Source organism: Paraburkholderia sp. UCT70 (assembly GCF_050434085.1).
GTDB classification, from domain to species: domain Bacteria; phylum Pseudomonadota; class Gammaproteobacteria; order Burkholderiales; family Burkholderiaceae; genus Paraburkholderia; species Paraburkholderia tuberum.
The window spans coordinates 2,940,634-2,961,087 of sequence record NZ_JBNPVZ010000004.1; the positions used below are offsets into that span (position 1 = coordinate 2,940,634).

General features: G+C 60.4%; 16 protein-coding genes. All 16 read right to left on the reverse strand.

Features of this window, described 5'->3' with window-relative positions; translation table 11 throughout:
* Positions 1 to 5: 5 nt before the first annotated feature.
* Positions 6 to 422 carry a 50S ribosomal protein L16 gene (gene rplP, locus OKW41_RS39345; RefSeq protein ID WP_008923342.1) on the reverse strand — a complete coding sequence of 139 codons (417 nt, stop codon included), beginning with the start codon at positions 420 to 422 and terminating at the stop codon, positions 6 to 8.
* A gap of 2 nt (positions 423 to 424) precedes the next feature.
* Positions 425 to 1,231, reverse strand: a complete 807-nt coding sequence (gene rpsC, locus OKW41_RS39350; protein ID WP_012434570.1) for a 30S ribosomal protein S3 — start codon at positions 1,229 to 1,231, stop codon at positions 425 to 427.
* A gap of 11 nt (positions 1,232 to 1,242) precedes the next feature.
* Positions 1,243 to 1,572, reverse strand: a complete 330-nt coding sequence (gene rplV / locus OKW41_RS39355) for a 50S ribosomal protein L22 (RefSeq protein ID WP_004199272.1) — start codon at positions 1,570 to 1,572, stop codon at positions 1,243 to 1,245.
* 12 nt (positions 1,573 to 1,584) lie between these two features.
* Positions 1,585 to 1,860: a 30S ribosomal protein S19 gene (gene rpsS, locus OKW41_RS39360; protein WP_006998484.1), complete on the reverse strand. Its 276-nt coding sequence runs from the start codon at positions 1,858 to 1,860 to the stop codon at positions 1,585 to 1,587.
* Positions 1,861 to 1,870: 10 nt separating this feature from the next.
* Complete coding sequence (rplB, locus tag OKW41_RS39365; RefSeq protein ID WP_184065465.1) at positions 1,871 to 2,698, reverse strand: 50S ribosomal protein L2; 828 nt, start codon at positions 2,696 to 2,698, stop codon at positions 1,871 to 1,873.
* Between the two features lie 2 nt (positions 2,699 to 2,700).
* Positions 2,701 to 3,015, reverse strand: a complete 315-nt coding sequence (rplW, locus tag OKW41_RS39370; protein ID WP_008923345.1) for a 50S ribosomal protein L23 — start codon at positions 3,013 to 3,015, stop codon at positions 2,701 to 2,703.
* Positions 3,012 to 3,632, reverse strand: a complete 621-nt coding sequence (gene rplD, locus OKW41_RS39375; RefSeq protein WP_090802165.1) for a 50S ribosomal protein L4 — start codon at positions 3,630 to 3,632, stop codon at positions 3,012 to 3,014. Before rplD ends, rplW begins: the two co-directional genes overlap by 4 nt.
* Positions 3,632 to 4,291: a 50S ribosomal protein L3 gene (gene rplC / locus OKW41_RS39380; protein WP_090805499.1), complete on the reverse strand. Its 660-nt coding sequence runs from the start codon at positions 4,289 to 4,291 to the stop codon at positions 3,632 to 3,634. The genes rplD and rplC overlap by 1 nt, the downstream gene beginning before the upstream one ends.
* 201 nt (positions 4,292 to 4,492) lie before the next feature.
* Positions 4,493 to 4,804, reverse strand: coding sequence for a 30S ribosomal protein S10 (rpsJ, locus tag OKW41_RS39385; protein WP_006998489.1), 312 nt, complete (start codon positions 4,802 to 4,804; stop codon positions 4,493 to 4,495).
* A gap of 127 nt (positions 4,805 to 4,931) precedes the next feature.
* On the reverse strand, positions 4,932 to 6,122 hold the full coding sequence (tuf, locus tag OKW41_RS39390) for an elongation factor Tu (protein WP_129958904.1): 1,191 nt from the start codon (positions 6,120 to 6,122) through the stop codon (positions 4,932 to 4,934).
* Between the two features lie 48 nt (positions 6,123 to 6,170).
* Positions 6,171 to 8,273 carry an elongation factor G gene (fusA, locus tag OKW41_RS39395; protein WP_090802169.1) on the reverse strand — a complete coding sequence of 701 codons (2,103 nt, stop codon included), beginning with the start codon at positions 8,271 to 8,273 and terminating at the stop codon, positions 6,171 to 6,173.
* 131 nt (positions 8,274 to 8,404) lie between these two features.
* Positions 8,405 to 8,875 carry a 30S ribosomal protein S7 gene (gene rpsG / locus OKW41_RS39400; RefSeq protein ID WP_006053291.1) on the reverse strand — a complete coding sequence of 157 codons (471 nt, stop codon included), beginning with the start codon at positions 8,873 to 8,875 and terminating at the stop codon, positions 8,405 to 8,407.
* A gap of 181 nt (positions 8,876 to 9,056) precedes the next feature.
* Positions 9,057 to 9,437: a 30S ribosomal protein S12 gene (gene rpsL / locus OKW41_RS39405; RefSeq protein WP_006053290.1), complete on the reverse strand. Its 381-nt coding sequence runs from the start codon at positions 9,435 to 9,437 to the stop codon at positions 9,057 to 9,059.
* A 218-nt stretch (positions 9,438 to 9,655) separates the two neighbouring features.
* Positions 9,656 to 11,503: a DNA helicase RecQ gene (gene recQ / locus OKW41_RS39410; protein ID WP_429575830.1), complete on the reverse strand. Its 1,848-nt coding sequence runs from the start codon at positions 11,501 to 11,503 to the stop codon at positions 9,656 to 9,658.
* Between the two features lie 224 nt (positions 11,504 to 11,727).
* Positions 11,728 to 15,966, reverse strand: a complete 4,239-nt coding sequence (rpoC, locus tag OKW41_RS39415; RefSeq protein WP_018420145.1) for a DNA-directed RNA polymerase subunit beta' — start codon at positions 15,964 to 15,966, stop codon at positions 11,728 to 11,730.
* Positions 15,967 to 15,987: 21 nt separating this feature from the next.
* Positions 15,988 to 20,094: a DNA-directed RNA polymerase subunit beta gene (rpoB, locus tag OKW41_RS39420; RefSeq protein WP_184040838.1), complete on the reverse strand. Its 4,107-nt coding sequence runs from the start codon at positions 20,092 to 20,094 to the stop codon at positions 15,988 to 15,990.
* Between the last annotated feature and the right edge of the window lie 360 nt (positions 20,095 to 20,454).

Below are 20,454 nucleotides of genomic sequence, written 5' to 3' on the forward strand. Positions count from 1 at the left end.
GCTCCTTAGGCGCCGAGCTGACGCACGATAAACGTCGTCTTCAGCGGCAGCTTCGCTGCAGCCAGACGGAACGCTTCGCGCGCCAGTTCTTCGGTTACGCCGTCCATTTCGTACAGCATCTTGCCCGGTTGAATCTCAGCGACGTAGTACTCCGGGTTACCCTTACCGTTACCCATACGCACTTCCGCTGGCTTGGTCGAGATCGGCTTGTCCGGGAATATCCGGATCCAGATGCGGCCACCGCGCTTGATGTGACGCGTCATTGCACGACGCGCCGCTTCAATCTGGCGCGCGGTCAGACGGCCACGACCGACAGCCTTCAGGCCGAACTCACCGAACGACACCGCGTTGCCGCGGGTAGCAACGCCGGTGTTACGACCTTTCTGCTCTTTGCGATACTTTCTGCGTTTCGGTTGCAGCATCGTTATTCTCCAGTCTTCCCGTCGCCGCCGGCACCGCCAGCACGACGGGGAGCGCCACGGCGTGCACCTGCCGGGCCACCACCTTCACCATCACGACGCGGACGGCGATCGCCACCCGGACGTGCGTTGCGGCGCGGACGCTTTTCTTCGGCGACTTCTTCGACCACCGGCGCATCGTTGCGGCCGAGCGTGTCGCCCTTGTAGACCCACACCTTCACGCCGATGATGCCGTACGTCGTCTTTGCTTCCGACGTTGCGTAGTCGATATCCGCACGCAGCGTATGAAGCGGCACCCGACCTTCGCGATACCATTCCGTACGGGCGATTTCGATACCGTTCAGACGGCCAGCGCTCATGATCTTGATGCCTTGAGCACCCAGACGCATCGCGTTCTGCATCGCACGCTTCATCGCGCGGCGGAACATGATCCGGCGCTCGAGCTGTTGCGTGATCGAATCAGCGATCAGTTGCGCGTCCGTTTCCGGCTTGCGGATTTCTTCGATGTTGACGTGAACCGGAACGCCCATGCGCTTTTGCAGCTCGGACTTCAGCAGTTCGATGTCTTCACCCTTCTTGCCGATCACGACACCCGGACGCGAGCTGAAAATCGTGATACGCGCGTTCTTTGCAGGACGCTCGATCACAACGCGGCCGACGGACGCGTTCTTCAGCTTCTTCTTCAGGTATTCACGAACACCGATGTCTTCCTGCAACATCGCCGCGAAATTGTTGTTGTTCGCGTACCAACGCGAAGCCCAGTTGCGGCTGACGGCCAAACGGAAGCCAGTCGGATGAATTTTCTGTCCCATCGTATGACCCCTTAATTCCCGACCGTCACAGTGATGTGACAGGATTGCTTCTCGATGCGGTTACCGCGGCCTTTAGCGCGCGCGGTGAAACGCTTCAGCGATGCTGCCTTGTCGACGTAGATGCTCTTGATCTTGAGCTCGTCGATATCGGCGCCTTCGTTGTGCTCCGCATTCGCGATCGCCGACAGCACGACCTTTTTCACGATCCCCGCAGCCTTCTTCGGCGAGAACGTCAGAACGTTCAGCGCCTTGTCGACCGGCAAACCGCGGATCTGGTCAGCCACAAGGCGCGTTTTCTGCGCCGAGATGCGGGCACCGCGATGAATTGCTTTCACTTCCATCTTGATTGCCCCTTATTTCTTGGCCTTCTTGTCGGCCGCGTGTCCCTTGAACGTACGGGTCAGTGCGAACTCGCCAAGCTTGTGGCCGACCATGTTTTCCGTGACATACACCGGAACGTGTTGACGGCCGTTGTGAACGGCGATCGTCAGGCCGATGAAGTCCGGCAGGATCGTCGAGCGACGCGACCAGGTCTTGATCGGTTTCTTGTCACGCGATGCTGCAGCCGCCTCAACCTTCTTCAGCAAATGGGCGTCGCAGAACGGACCTTTCTTAATAGAACGTGCCATTGCCTACTCCTTAACGCTTGTGACGGCGCTGGACGATCATGCTCGTCGTGCGCTTGTTGCTGCGGGTGCGATAGCCCTTCGTCGGCGTGCCCCACGGGCTCACCGGATCGCGGCCTGCCGCAGTCTTGCCCTCGCCACCACCGTGCGGGTGGTCGACCGGGTTCATTGCAACGCCACGCACCGTCGGGCGGATACCGCGCCAGCGGTTCGCACCAGCCTTACCGATTTGACGGAGGCTATGCTCTTCGTTGCCTACTTCACCGATCGTTGCGCGGCATTCAACGTGAACGCGGCGGATTTCGCCCGAACGCAGACGAACCTGCGCGTAGATGCCTTCGCGAGCCAGCAGCATCGCCGACGTACCCGCCGAACGCGCCATTTGCGCGCCCTTGCCCGGCAGCATTTCGATGCAGTGAATCGTCGTACCGACCGGGATGTTGCGGATCGGCAGCGTGTTACCTGCGCGGATCGGCGCCTCCGAACCCGACATCAGCTGTTGACCGACGGCAATACCCTTCGGAGCGATGATGTAGCGGCGCTCGCCGTCTGCGTACAGAACCAGCGCGATGTTCGCGCTACGGTTCGGGTCGTACTCGAGACGCTCGACCTTTGCGGGAATACCATCCTTCGTGCGACGGAAGTCGACGACACGATAGTGATGCTTGTGACCACCACCCTTGTGACGCGTGGTGATGTGACCGTTGTTGTTACGGCCGGCGGTCGACGACTGCGTGTCGAGCAGCGCTGCGAACGGCTTGCCCTTGTGCAGTTCCTTGTTGACCACCTTGACCATCGCGCGGCGACCCGGCGAAGTCGGCTTAACTTTCACGATTGCCATGATTACTTGGCCTCCGCTTCAAAGTTGATTTCCTGGCCCGGCTTCAGGCAGACGTACGCCTTCTTCACGTCCTTGCGCTTGCCCATGAAGCGACCAAAGCGCTTGGCTTTGCCCTTCGCGACCAGCACGTTGACGGAGTCGACTTCCACCTTGAACAGCAGTTCGACTGCAGCTTTCACTTCCTGCTTCGTGGCATCCGGCGCGACTTCGAACACAACCTGCTCGTTCTTGTCGGCCACCAGCGTCGCCTTTTCGGAGACCACCGGCGCGAGCAGGACCTGCATCAAACGATGATCGTTCTTGCGAATCTCGCTCATGACAGCAACTCCTCGATCTGGGCGACCGCAGCCTTCGTGATCAGGATCTTCTTGAAGTAGATCAGCGACAGCGGGTCGGCGTAACGCGGCTCCACAACCGCCACGTGGGCGAGGTTGCGCGACGCGAGGTACAGGTTTTCGTCAACCGTGTCGGTAATCACGAGCACGGAATCGAGACCCATCGCCTTGAATTTTTCGGCCAGCAGCTTCGTCTTCGGCGCTTCGAGCGTCAACTCGTCGACCACCGAGATGCGGCCTTCGCGGGCCAGCTGCGAGAAGATCGAGCAGAGACCTGCACGATGCATCTTCTTGTTGACCTTGTGCGAAAAGTTTTCTTCCGGCGAATTCGGGAAAATACGGCCACCGCCGCGCCACAGCGGGCTCGACGACATACCGGCACGGGCGCGGCCCGTACCCTTCTGGCGCCACGGCTTCTTGGTCGTGTGTTTGACCTGCTCACGATCCTTCTGCGCGCGGTTGCCGCTACGGGCATTCGCCTGGTACGCCACCACCACCTGGTGAATCAGGGCTTCGTTGTAGTCACGGCCGAACACGACGTCCGACGCGCTAACGCCTGCACTTTCCTGACCATTGGCATTCAGGAGCTTAAGTTCCATTATTTCGCTCCTTTCACGGCACGCGTCTTCACGGCCGGCGTAACGAATACCTTGCCACCCTTCGCACCCGGAACGGCGCCCTTGACCAACAGCAGCTTGCGGTCAGCGTCGATACGAGCGATTTCGAGGTTTTGCACCGTTACCTTCTCATCACCCATGTGACCGGTCATGCGCTTACCCGGGAAAACACGACCCGGATCCTGCGCCATACCGATCGAGCCCGGCACATTGTGCGAGCGCGAGTTACCGTGGGATGCACGGCCAGACGAGAAGTTATAACGCTTGATGGTCCCGGCGTAGCCTTTACCGATCGACACACCTTGCACGTCGACCTTCTGACCCACTTCGAACAGCTCGGGACCAACCACGGCGCCGCTCGACAGTTCGGCAGCCTTAGCGGCATCGATCTGGAATTCTTTGAGGATTTCACCGGCTTGAACACCGGCTTTGGCAAGATGGCCCGCCAACGGCTTCGTCACGCGGGATGCACGGCGCGTACCGAAGGCAACCTGCACGGCCGTGTAGCCGTCGGTTTCAACAGTCTTGATCTGCGTCACGCGGTTGTCGGACACGTCCAGCACGGTGACGGGAATCGAATCCCCTTCAGCCGTGAAGATACGGGTCATGCCAACCTTGCGACCTACGAGTCCAAGGCTCATCGTTTTCTCCATTCCCGACTGCGATTGGTCGGGGCTAATTTACAAAATGCCGGCACCGCCTCGGGCATGAAACCATGCTGCAGGACGCCGACTTTTTTACGCAAATGCGCGAAAAGCTCAATAGTATAGCGAGCCTTTTCGTTTTCCGCAAGCAATCAATGACTTAGCGTTGCCTAGGTGGCCGGGCAAGGGCTGGAAGCCTTACTGCAGCTTGATTTCAACGTCCACGCCAGCCGGGAGATCCAGCTTCATGAGCGCGTCGACGGTCTTGTCCGTCGGGTCAACGATGTCCATTAGGCGCTGGTGGGTGCGGATTTCGAGCTGGTCACGCGACGTCTTGTTGACGTGCGGCGAACGCAGGATGTCAAAGCGTTGAATGCGGGTCGGCAAGGGTACGGGACCACGAACAATCGCGCCAGTCCGCTTTGCCGTATCGACGATTTCAGCTGCCGATTGGTCGATCAGGCGATAGTCGAAAGCCTTCAGGCGAATGCGGATTTTCTGGTTCTGCATGACAAATTCCTTGAAAAGAGCGAGGCGATATTGCATCGCCGATTAGAAAAAGAACGTAGGCTCGGACGCTCGCGCAGAGCGAGTGCCCGAGCCCAGGCGCTACAGACTGCTACAGCAATCGTCGATTTTACTCGATGATCTTGGCGACGACACCAGCGCCGACCGTACGGCCGCCTTCGCGAATTGCGAAGCGCAGACCTTCTTCCATCGCGATCGGGTTGATCAGTTTCACCGTGATCGACACGTTGTCGCCCGGCATCACCATTTCCTTGTCCTTCGGCAGCTCGATCGAGCCCGTCACGTCCGTCGTACGGAAGTAGAACTGCGGACGGTAGTTGTTGAAGAACGGCGTGTGACGGCCGCCTTCGTCCTTGCTCAGCACGTACACTTCAGCCGTGAAGTGCGTGTGCGGGTTGATCGAACCCGGCTTGGCCAGAACCTGACCACGCTCCACGTCTTCACGCTTCGTGCCGCGCAGCAGGATACCAACGTTGTCGCCTGCCTGACCCTGGTCGAGCAGCTTGCGGAACATTTCCACGCCCGTGCAGGTCGTCTTGGCCGTTGCGCGGATACCGACGATCTCGATTTCCTCGCCAACCTTGATCACGCCGCGCTCGACGCGACCCGTCACCACCGTGCCGCGACCCGAGATCGAGAACACGTCTTCCACCGGCATCAGGAACGCACCGTCAACCGCGCGCTCCGGCGTCGGGATGTACGTGTCCAGCGCATCGGCCAGGTTCATGATCGCTACCTCGCCCAGCTCGCCCTTGTCGCCTTCCAGCGCCAGCTTGGCCGAACCCTTGATGATTGGCGTGTCGTCGCCCGGGAAGTCGTACTTCGACAGAAGTTCGCGAACTTCCATCTCGACGAGTTCCAGCAGCTCGGCGTCGTCCACCATGTCGCACTTGTTCAGGAACACGATGATGTACGGAACGCCAACCTGACGCGCCAGCAGGATGTGCTCACGCGTTTGCGGCATCGGGCCGTCGGCAGCCGAGCACACCAGGATTGCGCCGTCCATCTGCGCCGCGCCCGTGATCATGTTCTTCACGTAGTCTGCGTGGCCCGGGCAGTCGACGTGTGCGTAGTGGCGGTTAGCCGTTTCGTACTCGACGTGCGCGGTGTTGATGGTAATGCCACGCGCCTTTTCTTCCGGCGCCGCGTCGATCTGGTCGTACGCCTTCGCTTCGCCGCCAAACTTCTGCGTCAGGACCGTCGTGATCGCTGCCGTCAGCGTGGTCTTGCCGTGGTCAACGTGACCGATCGTGCCCACGTTCACGTGCGGCTTGGTCCGTTCGAATTTACCTTTAGCCATGTTTCTCTTCTTTCAGAAAGTTAATCGTTGAATGACTTTGCCACGCAATTACTTCGACTTCGCGTTGATGATCGCTTCCGACACGTTACGCGGAGCTTCAGCGTAGTGCTTGAACTCCATCGTGTACGTTGCACGGCCTTGCGTCAGCGAACGCAGCGACGTCGAGTAGCCGAACATTTCCGACAGCGGCACTTCGGCGCGAACGATCTTACCGCCGCCAACCATGTCATCCATGCCCTGAACAATACCGCGACGGCCAGAGAGGTCGCCCATCACGTTGCCCATGTAGTCTTCTGGCGTTTCGACTTCGACAGCCATCATCGGTTCGAGGATGACCGGCTGTGCCTTGCGCATCGCTTCCTTGAACGCCATCGAACCGGCCATGCGGAACGCGTTTTCGTTCGAGTCGACGTCGTGGTAGGAACCGAACGTCAGGTGAACCTTCACGTCCACGACCGGGAAGCCCGCCAGCACGCCGGCCTTCAGCGTTTCCTGGATACCCTTGTCGACTGCCGGGATGTATTCACGCGGAATCACACCGCCCTTGATCTCGTCCAGGAACTCGTAGCCCTTGCCTTGCTCGTTCGGCTCGAGCGTGATGACCGCGTGACCGTACTGGCCGCGACCACCCGACTGCTTGACGAACTTGCCGTCAACGTCTTCCGCCTTGCCGCGAATCGTTTCGCGGTAAGCCACCTGCGGCTTGCCAACCGTTGCTTCAACGCCGAACTCACGCTTCATCCGGTCGACCAGAATTTCCAAGTGGAGCTCGCCCATGCCCGAAATAATGGTTTGACCCGATTCTTCGTCCGTTTGAACTCGGAACGACGGATCTTCCTGCGCCAGACGGTTCAGAGCCAGACCCATCTTTTCCTGGTCCGGCTTGGTCTTCGGCTCAACAGCCTGCGAAATCACGGGTTCCGGGAAAACCATGCGCTCGAGCACGATCGGGCTCGTCGGATCGCACAGCGTGTCTCCCGTGGTCGCGTCCTTCAGGCCGACCGCAGCAGCGATGTCGCCTGCGCGCACTTCCTTGATTTCTTCGCGCTGGTTCGCGTGCATCTGCAGAATACGGCCCAGACGTTCCTTCTTGTCCTTGGTCGCGTTCAGCAGGGTGTCGCCCGAATTCACAACGCCAGAGTACACACGGAAGAAGATCAGTTGGCCGACGAACGGGTCGGTCATGATCTTGAATGCCAGTGCCGAAAATTTTTCGTCGTCAGCAGCGCGGCGCTCACCCTTTTCACCGTTTTCCAGCTCGCCGGTAACCGGCGGGATGTCGATCGGCGACGGCAGGAAGTCGAGCACGGCGTCCAGCATGCGCTGCACACCCTTGTTCTTGAACGCGGTGCCGCACAGCATCGGCTGGATTTCGCAAGCGATCGTACGGTCGCGCAGACCCTTGATGATTTCCTCTTCGGTCAGCTCTCCCGACTCGAGGTACTTGTTCATCATGTCTTCGTTCGCTTCAGCCGCGGCTTCGACCATCTTTTCACGCCATTCGTTGCATGTGTCGACGAGCTCTGCCGGGATGTCTTCGTACGAGAACTTGGTGCCTTGGGACGCGTCGTCCCAAATGATCGCCTTCATCTTCATCAGATCGACGACGCCTGTGAAGTTCTCTTCCGCGCCGATAGGCACGACGACCGGAACCGGGTTCGCCTTCAGACGCAGCTTGAGCTGGTCGTAGACCTTGAAGAAGTTCGCGCCGGTACGGTCCATCTTGTTGATGAACGCAAGACGGGGAACCTTGTACTTGTTAGCCTGACGCCACACGGTTTCCGACTGGGGCTGCACGCCGCCCACAGCGCAGTACACCATGCACGCGCCGTCGAGCACGCGCATCGAGCGCTCGACTTCAATCGTGAAGTCGACGTGACCCGGGGTGTCGATGATGTTGATGCGGTGTTCGGCGCGGTCGCCCGCCATGCCCTTCCAGAATGCCGTGGTAGCAGCGGAAGTAATCGTGATGCCGCGCTCCTGTTCCTGCTCCATCCAGTCCATGGTGGCAGCACCGTCGTGAACTTCACCAATCTTGTGGTTCACGCCCGTGTAGAACAGAATGCGCTCGGTCGTCGTCGTTTTGCCGGCGTCGATGTGAGCGCTAATACCGATGTTACGGTAGCGCTCGATAGGAGTCTTGCGAGCCACTTTGATCCTCTATTGGGATGACGCGATGCGAGAGATGCCCATCGCGCTGTAACACAAACGGGCGAGGCGCCTTTGAAGCGCACCCGCCCGGAATTTCTTTCCGTTTTCCGCTAAACCCGGGGTCGGGAAGCTTAGAAACGGAAGTGCGAGAACGCCTTGTTGGCTTCTGCCATCCGGTGAACTTCGTCGCGCTTCTTCATCGCGCCGCCACGGCCTTCGGCCGCTTCGGAGAGCTCACCTGCCAGACGCAGGGCCATCGACTTCTCGCTGCGCTTCTTCGCGGCTTCACGCAGCCAACGCATCGCCAATGCCATACGACGCGACGGGCGCACTTCGACCGGGACCTGATAGTTCGCACCACCAACGCGGCGGCTCTTCACTTCGACCACCGGCTTGACGTTGTTGAGCGCCACCGTGAACACTTCCAGCGGGTCCTTGCCACCCTTGGTCTGGATCTGTTCGAAAGCGCCGTACACGATACGCTCGGCAACCGACTTCTTGCCGGAGAGCATCAGCACGTTCATGAATTTTGCTACATCAACGTTGCCAAACTTCGGATCCGGCAACACTTCCCGCTTGGGGACTTCGCGACGACGCGGCATGTTTCTTCCTTTACTTTTCAGTTGGAGCTGTTTACAGCCCCGCGGCCACCAACTAACCCGATTCATCCGCAAGACTAACCAGCCTTGGTCGGGTGACCACTTACTCGATAGCACCGGCGATTCCGGCACCATCGCTATTACCGCCTTTGCAGGCGACCTGAAACTACGATCGACCGGCTAATTACTTGCCAGCCTTGGCACGCTTCGCACCGTACTTCGAGCGAGCCTGCTTACGATCCTTGACGCCCTGGGTATCCAGCGAGCCGCGAACCATGTGGTAACGCACACCCGGCAAGTCCTTCACACGGCCGCCGCGAATCAGCACGACCGAGTGTTCCTGCAGGTTGTGGCCTTCACCACCGATGTACGAAATGACTTCGAAGCCGTTCGTCAGACGAACCTTGGCGACCTTACGGAGTGCCGAGTTCGGCTTCTTCGGCGTCGTGGTGTACACACGGGTGCACACGCCGCGACGCTGGGGGCAGTCCTGCAAAGCCGGGCTCTTGCTCTTCGTCGTTTCCGACGTGCGGCCTTTGCGAACCAGTTGATTGATGGTTGGCATTGATTATTCCTGAAATTGAACAAAATCGACGCATCGGTTTCCGGGCAAAGCGGAAACGCCCGCGCATCGAACTTCCGGCTGGCCCGCTCACGCACGAACTGAAGTTGCGCGTAGGCATTCCAAGAACCGGAACCTAATATAATATTCCGAAAATACTCAGAGAGTCAACAGGTTGCGGTGTTTCGCCCCTGTCAATCCGGCTAAACAGCCAGACGACGTCAGTCTGCCGCTACGACGTGCAGCAATTCGTAGCCGAAACGGTCCAGTTTACGCGCCCCCATGCCCGGAATCCCGCGCAGATCGTCGATCGAATCGGGGCCGAGACGGGCGATTTCCGCGAGCGTCGCGTCATGGAAAATCACATAAGCCGGCACTCCGTCGCTCTTTGCGGTTTCTGTGCGCCACATGCGTAGACGCTCCCAGCGGGCCCGCTCGCGAGGGCCCATGCCGATGGTCGGATCCGCGCGCTCGCTCGTACGACCCGACGATTGACGCGTGCGTGTCGGCTTGACGTAGCGGCGCATCGTCACCTTCTGCTCGCCCTTGAGCACCGGCTTGCTCGCCTCCGTCAGCACGAGCGAACCGAAGCCCTCGTGGTCGACCGTCAGGTAACCGAATGCGACGAGTTGGCGGAAGATCGCACGCCACTCCGGCTCACCGAGCGCCGCGCCGATACCGAACGTGGTCAGCTTCTCGTGGCCGCGCTGCAGGATTTTGTCGCTGCGGTTGCCACACAAAATATCTATCAGGTGTCCGGCTCCGAAATGAAAGCCGCTCGCACGCTGCGCGCGAAACACGCACGACAGCGCCATCTGAGCCTCGCGCGTTGCATCCCAGGTCGGCGGCGGCTCAAGGCAGTTGTCGCAGTTGCCGCACGGCTGGCTCGTTTCGCCGAAGTACGCGAGCAGGCGCACCCGCCGGCAAGTCGCCGTTTCGCACAAACCGAGCAGCGCGTCGAGCTTGCCGGTCTGGACGCGTTTGTGCGCGTCGTCTGCTTCGGATTCGTCGATCATCTTGCGCTGCTGCACGACGTCGCCGAGCCCGTAGGCCATCCACGCGTTCGACGGCAGTCCGTCGCGGCCCGCGCGGCCGGTCTCCTGGTAGTACCCTTCCACGCTCTTGGGCAAATCCAGATGCGCGACGAACCGCACGTCGGGTTTGTCGATGCCCATGCCGAACGCAATCGTCGCGCACATCACGATGCCTTCCTCGCGCTGGAACATCTCCTGATGTTTCTGGCGCACCTCGAACTCCATGCCGGCGTGGTACGGCAGCGCGCGCATGCCCTTTTCCTTCAGCCACTCCGCGGTTTCCTCGACCTTGCGGCGCGACAAGCAATAAACGACGCCCGCGTCGGTCGTACCGTCGGCTTTCGTATGCTCGGCGCGGATGAAGTCGAGCAGTTGCGTGCGCGCGTTGTCTTTTTCGGCGATGCGATAGCGGATGTTCGGCCGATCGAAACTCGACACGAACACGCGCGCATCGTCGAGCGCGAGACGGTGGATGATTTCGTCGCGCGTGATCGCGTCGGCGGTCGCCGTCAGCGCGATGCGCGGGACATTCGGAAAGCGCTCGTGCAGCACCGACAGCTGAATATATTCGGGCCGGAAATCGTGTCCCCATTGCGACACGCAGTGCGCTTCGTCGATCGCGAAAAGACCGATGCGCGTGCGTTCGAGCAGTTCCTGGAAGCGCGGCGTCATCAGCCGCTCCGGTGCGACGTAGAGCAGATCGATGTCGCCGTCGCGGAGCGCCCGCTCGGTGGCCACCGCCTCCGCGCTCGACAACGTTGAGTTCAGGTACGCGGCCCGCACGCCGACTTCGGTCAGCGCGGCCACCTGATCCTGCATCAGCGCGATCAGTGGCGACACTACGATGCCGGTGCCAAAGCCGCATTCGCGCCGCACCAGCGACGGGATCTGATAGCACAGCGATTTGCCGCCGCCCGTCGGCATCAGCACGAGGCAATCGCCACCGTCGGCGACGTGCTCGACAATTTCGCCCTGCTGCCCTCTGAACGCGGGATAACCAAAGACTTCATTGAGGATTTCGAGCGGTCGGGACATGTATTTGAGAGAGACGGCGAAGGGAGCGGCACGCAGGCGGTGAGACGAATTTTACCAACGCATTCGTGCCGCGCCCGCGCTTTGCGACAACGTTAGCCATCGGGCCTAGGACTGCTCCGGCACGTGGCACCCATGCACGTGCAAAAAGAGCAAAAAAAAACCGCTCAGTCGAAACTGAGCGGCCTTCGTGGCTCGTGAGGCAAGGCGGCTTGCGCCGCCAGCACTTACTCGCCCGAGTGTTGCTGTTCGGCAGCCGGCGTTTCCGGCGTGCCGAATTCGAACGACTCTTCCGCTGCGATCTGATCGAAACGCTCGCGGTCGGCCAGTTCCTTGCTCTTGCGCGCCTTGTGGAACGCGAGACCCGTACCGGCCGGTATCAGGCGGCCGACGATCACGTTTTCCTTCAGGCCACGCAGGTCGTCGCGCTTGCCCATGATCGCCGCTTCGGTCAGCACGCGGGTCGTTTCCTGGAACGACGCCGCGGAGATGAACGAATCGGTCGACAGCGACGCCTTCGTGATACCGAGCAGCACGTTTTCGTACGTTGCCGGACGCTTGTCTTCCGCGATCATACGGTCGTTCTCGTCGAGCATGTCCGACCGCTCGACCTGTTCGCCCGGGATGAAACGCGTGTCGCCATTGTCCGAAATCTGCACGCGGCGCAGCATCTGACGCACGATCACTTCGATGTGCTTGTCGTTGATCTTCACGCCTTGCAGACGGTACACGTCCTGCACTTCGTCCACGATGTAGCGCGACAGCGCCTCGACGCCCTGCAGACGCAGGATGTCGTGCGGATCCGCCGGTCCGTCGACGATCATTTCGCCCTTGTTGACGACCTGACCATCGTGCACCAGAACCTGCTTTTCCTTCGCGATCAGGAACTCGTGCTGGTTGCCCTCGAGGTCCGTGATAACGAGACGCTGCTTGCCCTTCGTGTCCTTACCGAACGACGTCGTACCCGTGACTTCCGCCAGGATACCCGCGTCCTTCGGCGAACGTGCTTCGAACAGTTCCGCCACACGCGGCAGACCACCGGTAATGTCACGCGTCTTCTGCGATTCGGTCGGGATACGTGCGAGCACTTCGCCGACCTGCACCTGCTGACCGTCCTTCACGGTGATCAGCGCGCCGACCTGGAAGCCGATCTGCACCGAGTGCTCGGTGTTCGGGATCTTCACTTCCTCGCCGTTCGCATCGAGCAGCTTGACCTGCGGACGCACCGTCTTCGACGCCTGCGAACCACGACGCTTCACGTCGATCACGACGAGCGTGGACAGACCCGTCACGTCGTCGATCTGTTTCGCGACCGTCACGCCTTCCTCGACGTTCTCGAACTTCACCGTACCACCGTACTCGGTGATGATCGGACGCGTCATCGGATCCCACGTGGCCAGTTGCGTGCCAGCCTTGATCTGCGCACCGTCGAGCTGCAGCAGCGTGGCGCCGTACGGCACCTTGTGACGCTCGCGCTCGCGGCCGTGATCGTCGGTGATCATCGCTTCACCCGAACGCGAGATGACGATCTGCTCGCCCTTCGCATTCGTGACGTAACGCATCGTCGACGTGAAACGCACCGTACCGTTCGACTTCGCTTCGACCGACGATGCCACCGCCGCACGCGACGCCGCGCCACCGATGTGGAACGTACGCATCGTGAGCTGCGTGCCCGGTTCACCGATTGACTGCGCCGCGATCACGCCGACCGCTTCGCCGACGTTCACCAGCGAGCCGCGGCCGAGGTCGCGACCGTAGCAGGCCGCGCACAGACCGTAGCGCGTTTCGCAGGTCAGCGGCGTGCGCACGCGCACTTCGTCGATGCCGAGGCGTTCGATGTCTTCGACCGCGTCCTCATCGAGCAGTGTGCCCGCTTCGAACAGCGTTTCCTGCGATTCCGGGTTGACGATATCAGCCACGGCCACGCGACCCAGGATACGGTCACGCAGCGCTTCGACCACTTCACCGCCTTCCACGAGCGCCTTCATCGCCACGCCGTTCGACGTGCCGCAATCTTCCTCGACGACGACCAGATCCTGCGTCACGTCGACGAGACGACGCGTCAGGTAACCGGAGTTCGCGGTCTTCAGTGCCGTATCAGCCAGACCCTTACGTGCACCGTGGGTCGAGATGAAGTACTGCAACACGTTCAGACCTTCGCGGAAGTTCGCCGTAATCGGCGTCTCGATGATCGAGCCGTCCGGCTTCGCCATCAGACCGCGCATACCGGCCAGCTGACGGATCTGAACCGCGGAACCACGAGCGCCTGAGTCCGCCATCATGTAGATGGAGTTGAACGACTCCTGACGCGTCTGGTTGCCGTCGCGGTCCGTGACCGGTTCCGTCGACAGCTGCTCCATCATTGCCTTGCCAACCGCTTCCGACGTCGCCGACCAGATGTCGACCACGTTGTTGTAGCGCTCCTGCGCAGTGACGAGACCCGACATGTACTGACGGTCGTATTCCTTCACCTTCTTCGCGGCGTCGCCAACGATGGTTTCCTTCTGCGGCGGTACGAGCATGTCGTCGACGCAGATCGAAATACCAGCGCGCGTTGCCAGACGGAAGCCTGACTGCATCAGTTGGTCGGCGAAAATCACCGTCTCACGCAGACCGCACTTGCGGAACGCGGTGTTGATCAGACGCGAGATTTCCTTCTTCTTCAGCGGCTTGTTGAGCACCGAGAACGGCAGACCCGGCGGCAGGATTTCCGACAGGATCGAGCGGCCAACCGTGGTCGCATACAGCGTGATCTTCGGCACGAACGCTGGCGCGCCTTCCGACTTGTCTTCGTTGTGGACCATTTCGGTGATCCGCACGTTGACGCGCGAGGCCAGTTCGACTTCCTTGTTCTCGTACGCGCGCAGCACTTCCGACACGCCCGTGAACGTCAGACCTTCGCCCTTGCCGTTCACCGCTTCACGCGTCGCGTAGTACAGGCCGAGCACGATATCCTGCGACGGCACGATCGACGGATCGCCGTTAGCCGGGAACAGTACGTTGTTCGACGCGAGCATCAGCGTGCGCGCTTCCATCTGCGCTTCGAGCGACAGCGGCACGTGAACGGCCATCTGGTCACCGTCGAAGTCGGCGTTGAACGCCGCGCAAACGAGCGGGTGCAGCTGGATTGCCTTACCTTCGATCAGCACCGGCTCGAAAGCCTGGATGCCGAGACGGTGCAGCGTCGGCGCACGGTTCAGCATGACCGGATGTTCGCGGATCACCTCTTCGAGGATGTCCCACACCACCGGTGTCTGGTTCTCGACTTCCTTCTTCGCAGCCTTGATGGTGGTAGCGACACCCATCACTTCGAGCTTGTTGAAGATGAACGGCTTGAACAGTTCGAGCGCCATCAGCTTCGGCAGACCGCACTGATGCAGCTTCAGCGTCGGGCCGACCACGATCACGGAACGGCCCGAGTAGTCGACGCGCTTACCGAGCAGGTTCTGACGGAAGCGACCGCCCTTACCCTTGATCATGTCCGCGAGCGACTTCAGCGGACGCTTGTTCGCACCGGTCATCGCCTTGCCGCGACGGCCGTTGTCGAGCAGCGAGTCGACGGCTTCCTGCAGCATCCGCTTTTCGTTGCGGACGATGATTTCAGGCGCCTTCAGCTCGAGCAAACGCTTCAACCGGTTGTTACGGTTGATCACGCGGCGATACAGGTCGTTCAGGTCCGACGTCGCGAAACGGCCGCCGTCGAGCGGGACGAGCGGACGCAGTTCCGGCGGCAGCACCGGTAGCACTTCGAGGACCATCCAGTCCGGCTTGATGCCCGAACGCTGGAACGCCTCGAGCACTTTCAGGCGCTTCGCGTACTTCTTGATCTTCGCTTCCGAGCCGGTGTTCTTGAGCTCCGTGCGCAGCAGCTCGACCTGCTCGTCGATGTTGATCGCGCGCAGCAGTTCGCGAATACCTTCCGCGCCCATCTCGGCACGGAATTCGTCGCCGTATTCCTCGACCTTGTTGTAGTAATCCTCCTCGGTCATGATCTGCCGCGCTTTGAGCGGCGTCATGCCCGGATCGATCACCACGTATGCTTCGAAGTACAGCACGCGCTCGATGTCGCGCAGCGTCATGTCGAGCACCATGCCCAGACGCGACGGCAGCGACTTCAGGAACCAGATGTGCGCGACCGGCGAGGCCAGCTCAATGTGGCCCATTCGCTCACGACGCACCTTCGCGAGCGTCACTTCGACGCCGCACTTCTCGCAGATCACGCCGCGGTGCTTCAGGCGCTTGTACTTGCCGCAAAGGCATTCGTAGTCCTTGATCGGACCGAAAATCTTCGCGCAGAACAGACCATCGCGCTCCGGCTTGAACGTGCGGTAGTTGATGGTTTCCGGCTTCTTGACTTCACCGAACGACCACGAACGGATCTTGTCCGGCGAGGCCAGACCGATCTTGATCGCGTCGAAAACTTCAGGTTGTTGGACTTGCTTGAATAGATCGAGCAAAGCTTTCATCGCTTCTCTCCAGTAGTCCGATTAGTTCCGGTCCAGGTCGATGTCGATACCCAGCGACCGGATTTCCTTCACCAACACGTTGAACGACTCAGGCATGCCGGCATCGATCACGTGATCGCCCTTGACCAGGTTCTCGTAAACCTTGGTCCGGCCCGTCACATCGTCCGACTTCACCGTCAGCATTTCCTGCAGCACGTACGATGCACCGTACGCTTCGAGCGCCCAAACTTCCATTTCACCGAAACGCTGGCCACCGAACTGCGCCTTACCGCCCAACGGCTGCTGCGTGACGAGCGAGTACGGGCCCGTGGAACGCGCGTGCATCTTGTCGTCGACCAGGTGGTGCAGCTTCAGGTAGTGCATGTAGCCGACCGTCACCGTACGTTCGAACATCTCGCCCGTGCGACCGTCGAACAGACGCACCTGGTTCTTCGACGGCGTCATGCCGAGGTTTTCAGCGATGTCATCCGGGAACGCCAGATCCAGCGCGCGGGACATTTCTTCTTCCGTCGCACCGTCGAACACCGGCGTTGCGAACGGCACGCCTTCACGCAGGTTCTTCGCCAGTTCGAGGATTTCGTCGTCGCTGAAGCTGTCCAGCTCTTCGGCGCGGCCCGATTCGTTGTAGATCTTGATCAGGAATTCGCGCAGTTCAGCGATCTTCGCCTGACGCTGCAGCATTTCGCCGATACGCCAGCCGAGACCCTTCGCGGCCCACCCCAGATGCACTTCGAGAACCTGACCCACGTTCATCCGCGACGGCACGCCGAGCGGGTTCAGAACGACGTCAGCCGGACGGCCGTCGGCCATGTACGGCATGTCTTCGATCGGCACGATCTTCGACACGACACCCTTGTTACCGTGACGGCCTGCCATCTTGTCGCCAGGCTGCAGACGGCGCTTCACCGCCAGATACACCTTGACCATCTTCAGCACGCCCGGCGGCAGTTCGTCGCCTTGCGTGAGCTTCTTGCGCTTCTCTTCGAACGCGAGGTCGAACTGGTGACGCTTCTCTTCGATCGAGTTCTTGATCGCTTCGAGCTGGGCCGCTGCTTCTTCATCCGCGAGCCGGATGTCGAACCAGTGGTAGTGGTCCAGATCTTCGAGGTAAGCGCGCTCGATCTTCGTGCCCTTCGCGAGCTTCTTCGGACCGCCGTTCGCGACCTTGCCTTCGAGCATGCGCGCGAGACGCTGGAACGCATCACCTTCCACGATACGCAGCTGGTCGTTCAGGTCGAGACGATAGCGCTTCAGTTCATCGTCGATGATCTGTTGCGCGCGCTTGTCGCGCTGGATGCCTTCACGCGTGAATACCTGCACGTCGATCACGGTGCCGCTCATGCCCGACGGCACGCGCAGCGACGTGTCCTTCACGTCCGACGCCTTCTCACCGAAGATCGCGCGCAGCAGCTTTTCTTCCGGCGTCAGCTGCGTTTCGCCCTTCGGCGTGACCTTGCCGACCAGCACGTCGCCCGCTTCGACTTCCGCGCCGATGTACACGATGCCCGACTCGTCGAGACGGCCAAGCTGCACTTCGGCGAGATTCGAGATGTCGCGCGTGATTTCTTCCGGTCCGAGCTTCGTGTCGCGTGCAACGACGTTCAGTTCTTCGATGTGAATCGACGTGTAACGGTCGTCCGCAACGACCTTCTCCGAAATCAGGATCGAGTCTTCGAAGTTGTAGCCGTTCCATGGCATGAACGCGATCAGCATGTTCTGGCCGAGCGCGAGCTCGCCCAGATCGGTCGATGCGCCGTCAGCCAGCACGTCGCCGCGCGCAACCTTGTCGCCCATCTTCACGATCGGACGCTGGTTGATGTTCGTGTTCTGGTTCGAACGCGTGTACTTGATCAGATTGTAGATGTCGACGCCGACTTCACCCGCGACCGCTTCGTCGTCGTTCACGCGAATCACGATACGGCCCGCGTCGACGTAATCGACCACACCGCCACGCAGTGCCTGAACCGTCGTGCCCGAGTCGACCGCCACGGTGCGTTCGATGCCCGTACCGACGACCGGCTTTTCTGGACGCAGACACGGGACGGCCTGACGCTGCATGTTCGAGCCCATCAATGCGCGGTTCGCGTCGTCGTGCTCGAGGAACGGAATCAGCGAAGCTGCGACCGACACGATCTGCGACGGCGCCACGTCCATGTACTGAATGCGGTCCGGCGTGACCATCAGCGTTTCGCCCGCTTCACGCGACGACACGAGTTCGTCGGTCAGCGTGCGGTCGTCGGCCACCGCCGCGTTCGCCTGAGCGATCACGTAACGGCCTTCTTCGATCGCCGACAGATAGTCAATCTGGTCGGTCACCTTGCCGTCCGCCACCTTGCGATACGGCGTTTCGAGGAAGCCGTATTCGTTCAGGTGCGCGTACAGAGCGAGCGAGTTGATCAGACCGATGTTCGGACCTTCCGGCGTTTCAATCGGGCACACACGGCCGTAGTGAGTTGGGTGCACGTCGCGGACTTCGAAGCCTGCGCGCTCACGAGTCAGACCGCCCGGGCCTAGTGCAGAAACACGACGCTTGTGCGTGATTTCCGACAGCGGATTGGTCTGGTCCATGAACTGCGACAGCTGCGACGACCCGAAGAACTCGCGAATCGCCGACGAGATCGGCTTCGAGTTGATCAGGTCGTGCGGCATCAAGTTTTCGCTTTCGGCCTGGCCGAGGCGCTCCTTCACAGCACGTTCGACACGCACGAGGCCCGCGCGGAACTGGTTCTCAGCGAGTTCGCCGACGCAGCGCACACGACGGTTGCCGAGGTGGTCGATGTCGTCCACTTCGCCCTTGCCGTTGCGCAGTTCGACGAGGATCTTGATCGTCGCGAGAATGTCGTCGTCCTGCAGCGTCATCGGACCGACGATTTCATCACGGCCGACGCGCCGGTTGAACTTCATACGACCCACCTTCGACAGGTCGTACGCTTCTTCGCTGTAGAACAGACGGTTGAACAGTGCCTCGACCGCCTCTTCGGTTGGCGGCTCGCCCGGACGCATCATGCGGTAGATCGCGATACGTGCGGCCATCTTGTCGGCCGTTTCGTCGATACGCAGCGTCGACGAGATGTACGGACCCTGGTCCAGATCGTTCGTGTAGAGCGTCTGGATGTCCTTGATCTTCGCTTCGCGCAGCTTCTCGAGCACGGATTCGGTAATTTCGTCGTTGGCGTTCGCGATGACTTCACCCGTATCGCCGTCGATCACGTTCTTCGCGAGCACGCGCCCGAGCAGATAATCTTCCGGCACCGAGATGAACTTGGTCTTCGCGTTATCGAGGTCGCGAATGTGCTTGGCGTTGATCCGCTTGTCCTTCTGGACGATCACGTTGCCATCGCGGTCCGTGATATCGAAGCGCGCGACTTCACCGCGCAAACGCTCCGGCACGAATTCCATCTGCGCGCCTTCCGGCATCAGCGTGAAATTGTCGAACACGAAGAAGTTTGCGAGGATCTGTTCCGGCGTCAGGCCGATTGCCTTTAGCAGGATCGTAACCGGCATCTTACGACGACGGTCGACGCGGAAGTACAGCACGTCCTTCGGGTCGAACTCGAAGTCGAGCCACGAGCCACGGTAGGGAATGATACGTGCCGAAAACAGCAGCTTGCCCGAGCTGTGCGTCTTGCCCTTGTCGTGTTCGAAGAAAACACCCGGCGAACGGTGCAGCTGCGAAACGATCACACGTTCCGTGCCGTTGATGACGAACGAACCGGTCGGCGTCATGAGCGGGATTTCGCCCATGTACACTTCCTGTTCCTTCACTTCTTTGACGACCGGCTTGCTCGGTGATTCTTTGTCGAGCAGCACCAGACGCACCTTGGCGCGCAGCGCCGAGCAGTACGTCAGACCGCGCTGCTGGCATTCCTTGATGTTGAATGCGGGCGGCGACAGCATGTAGCTGACGAACTCAAGACGCGCGAAGCCGTTGTGCGAAACGATCGGAAAAACGGAAGTAAACGCGGCCTGCAAGCCTTCCGGCTTGCGTTGCGTAGATGACGTATCTGCTTGCAGAAACGTGCTGAATGATTCAAGCTGGGTAGCCAGCAGGAAAGGTACTTGGTGAACGATGGGGCGCTTCGCAAAACTCTTGCGAATACGCTTCTTCTCGGTGAAGGAATATTGCATACGATCTCCGAATCACGGCGGGCATAGTTGTCGAGGCAGGATACCTTGATGAGACAACCCGAGTGTTCACCGACTGAGACCCGATGGCCGTCCGATGGCTTGAACGAGCCTAGAAGCTTGGTGGTTGGCCGCTACCAACCGCTGGCTGACGGCAGCGGATGCCTGTGTTGCCCGCTACCCGACCAAACTTGCCTTCTGCAGTCGCTTCAGAAGACAAAGAGAAATGCCGGTCAAAATTACCGTGGGCATTTTTCTTTGGCCTCTGGGAGTCACATTCCTGCCGGCATACGCCCGCAAAAACGCGTCCTCCACAAAGCACAAAAAGGCCGGCGGTGAAAAACCGCCAGCCTTCGCACAGCG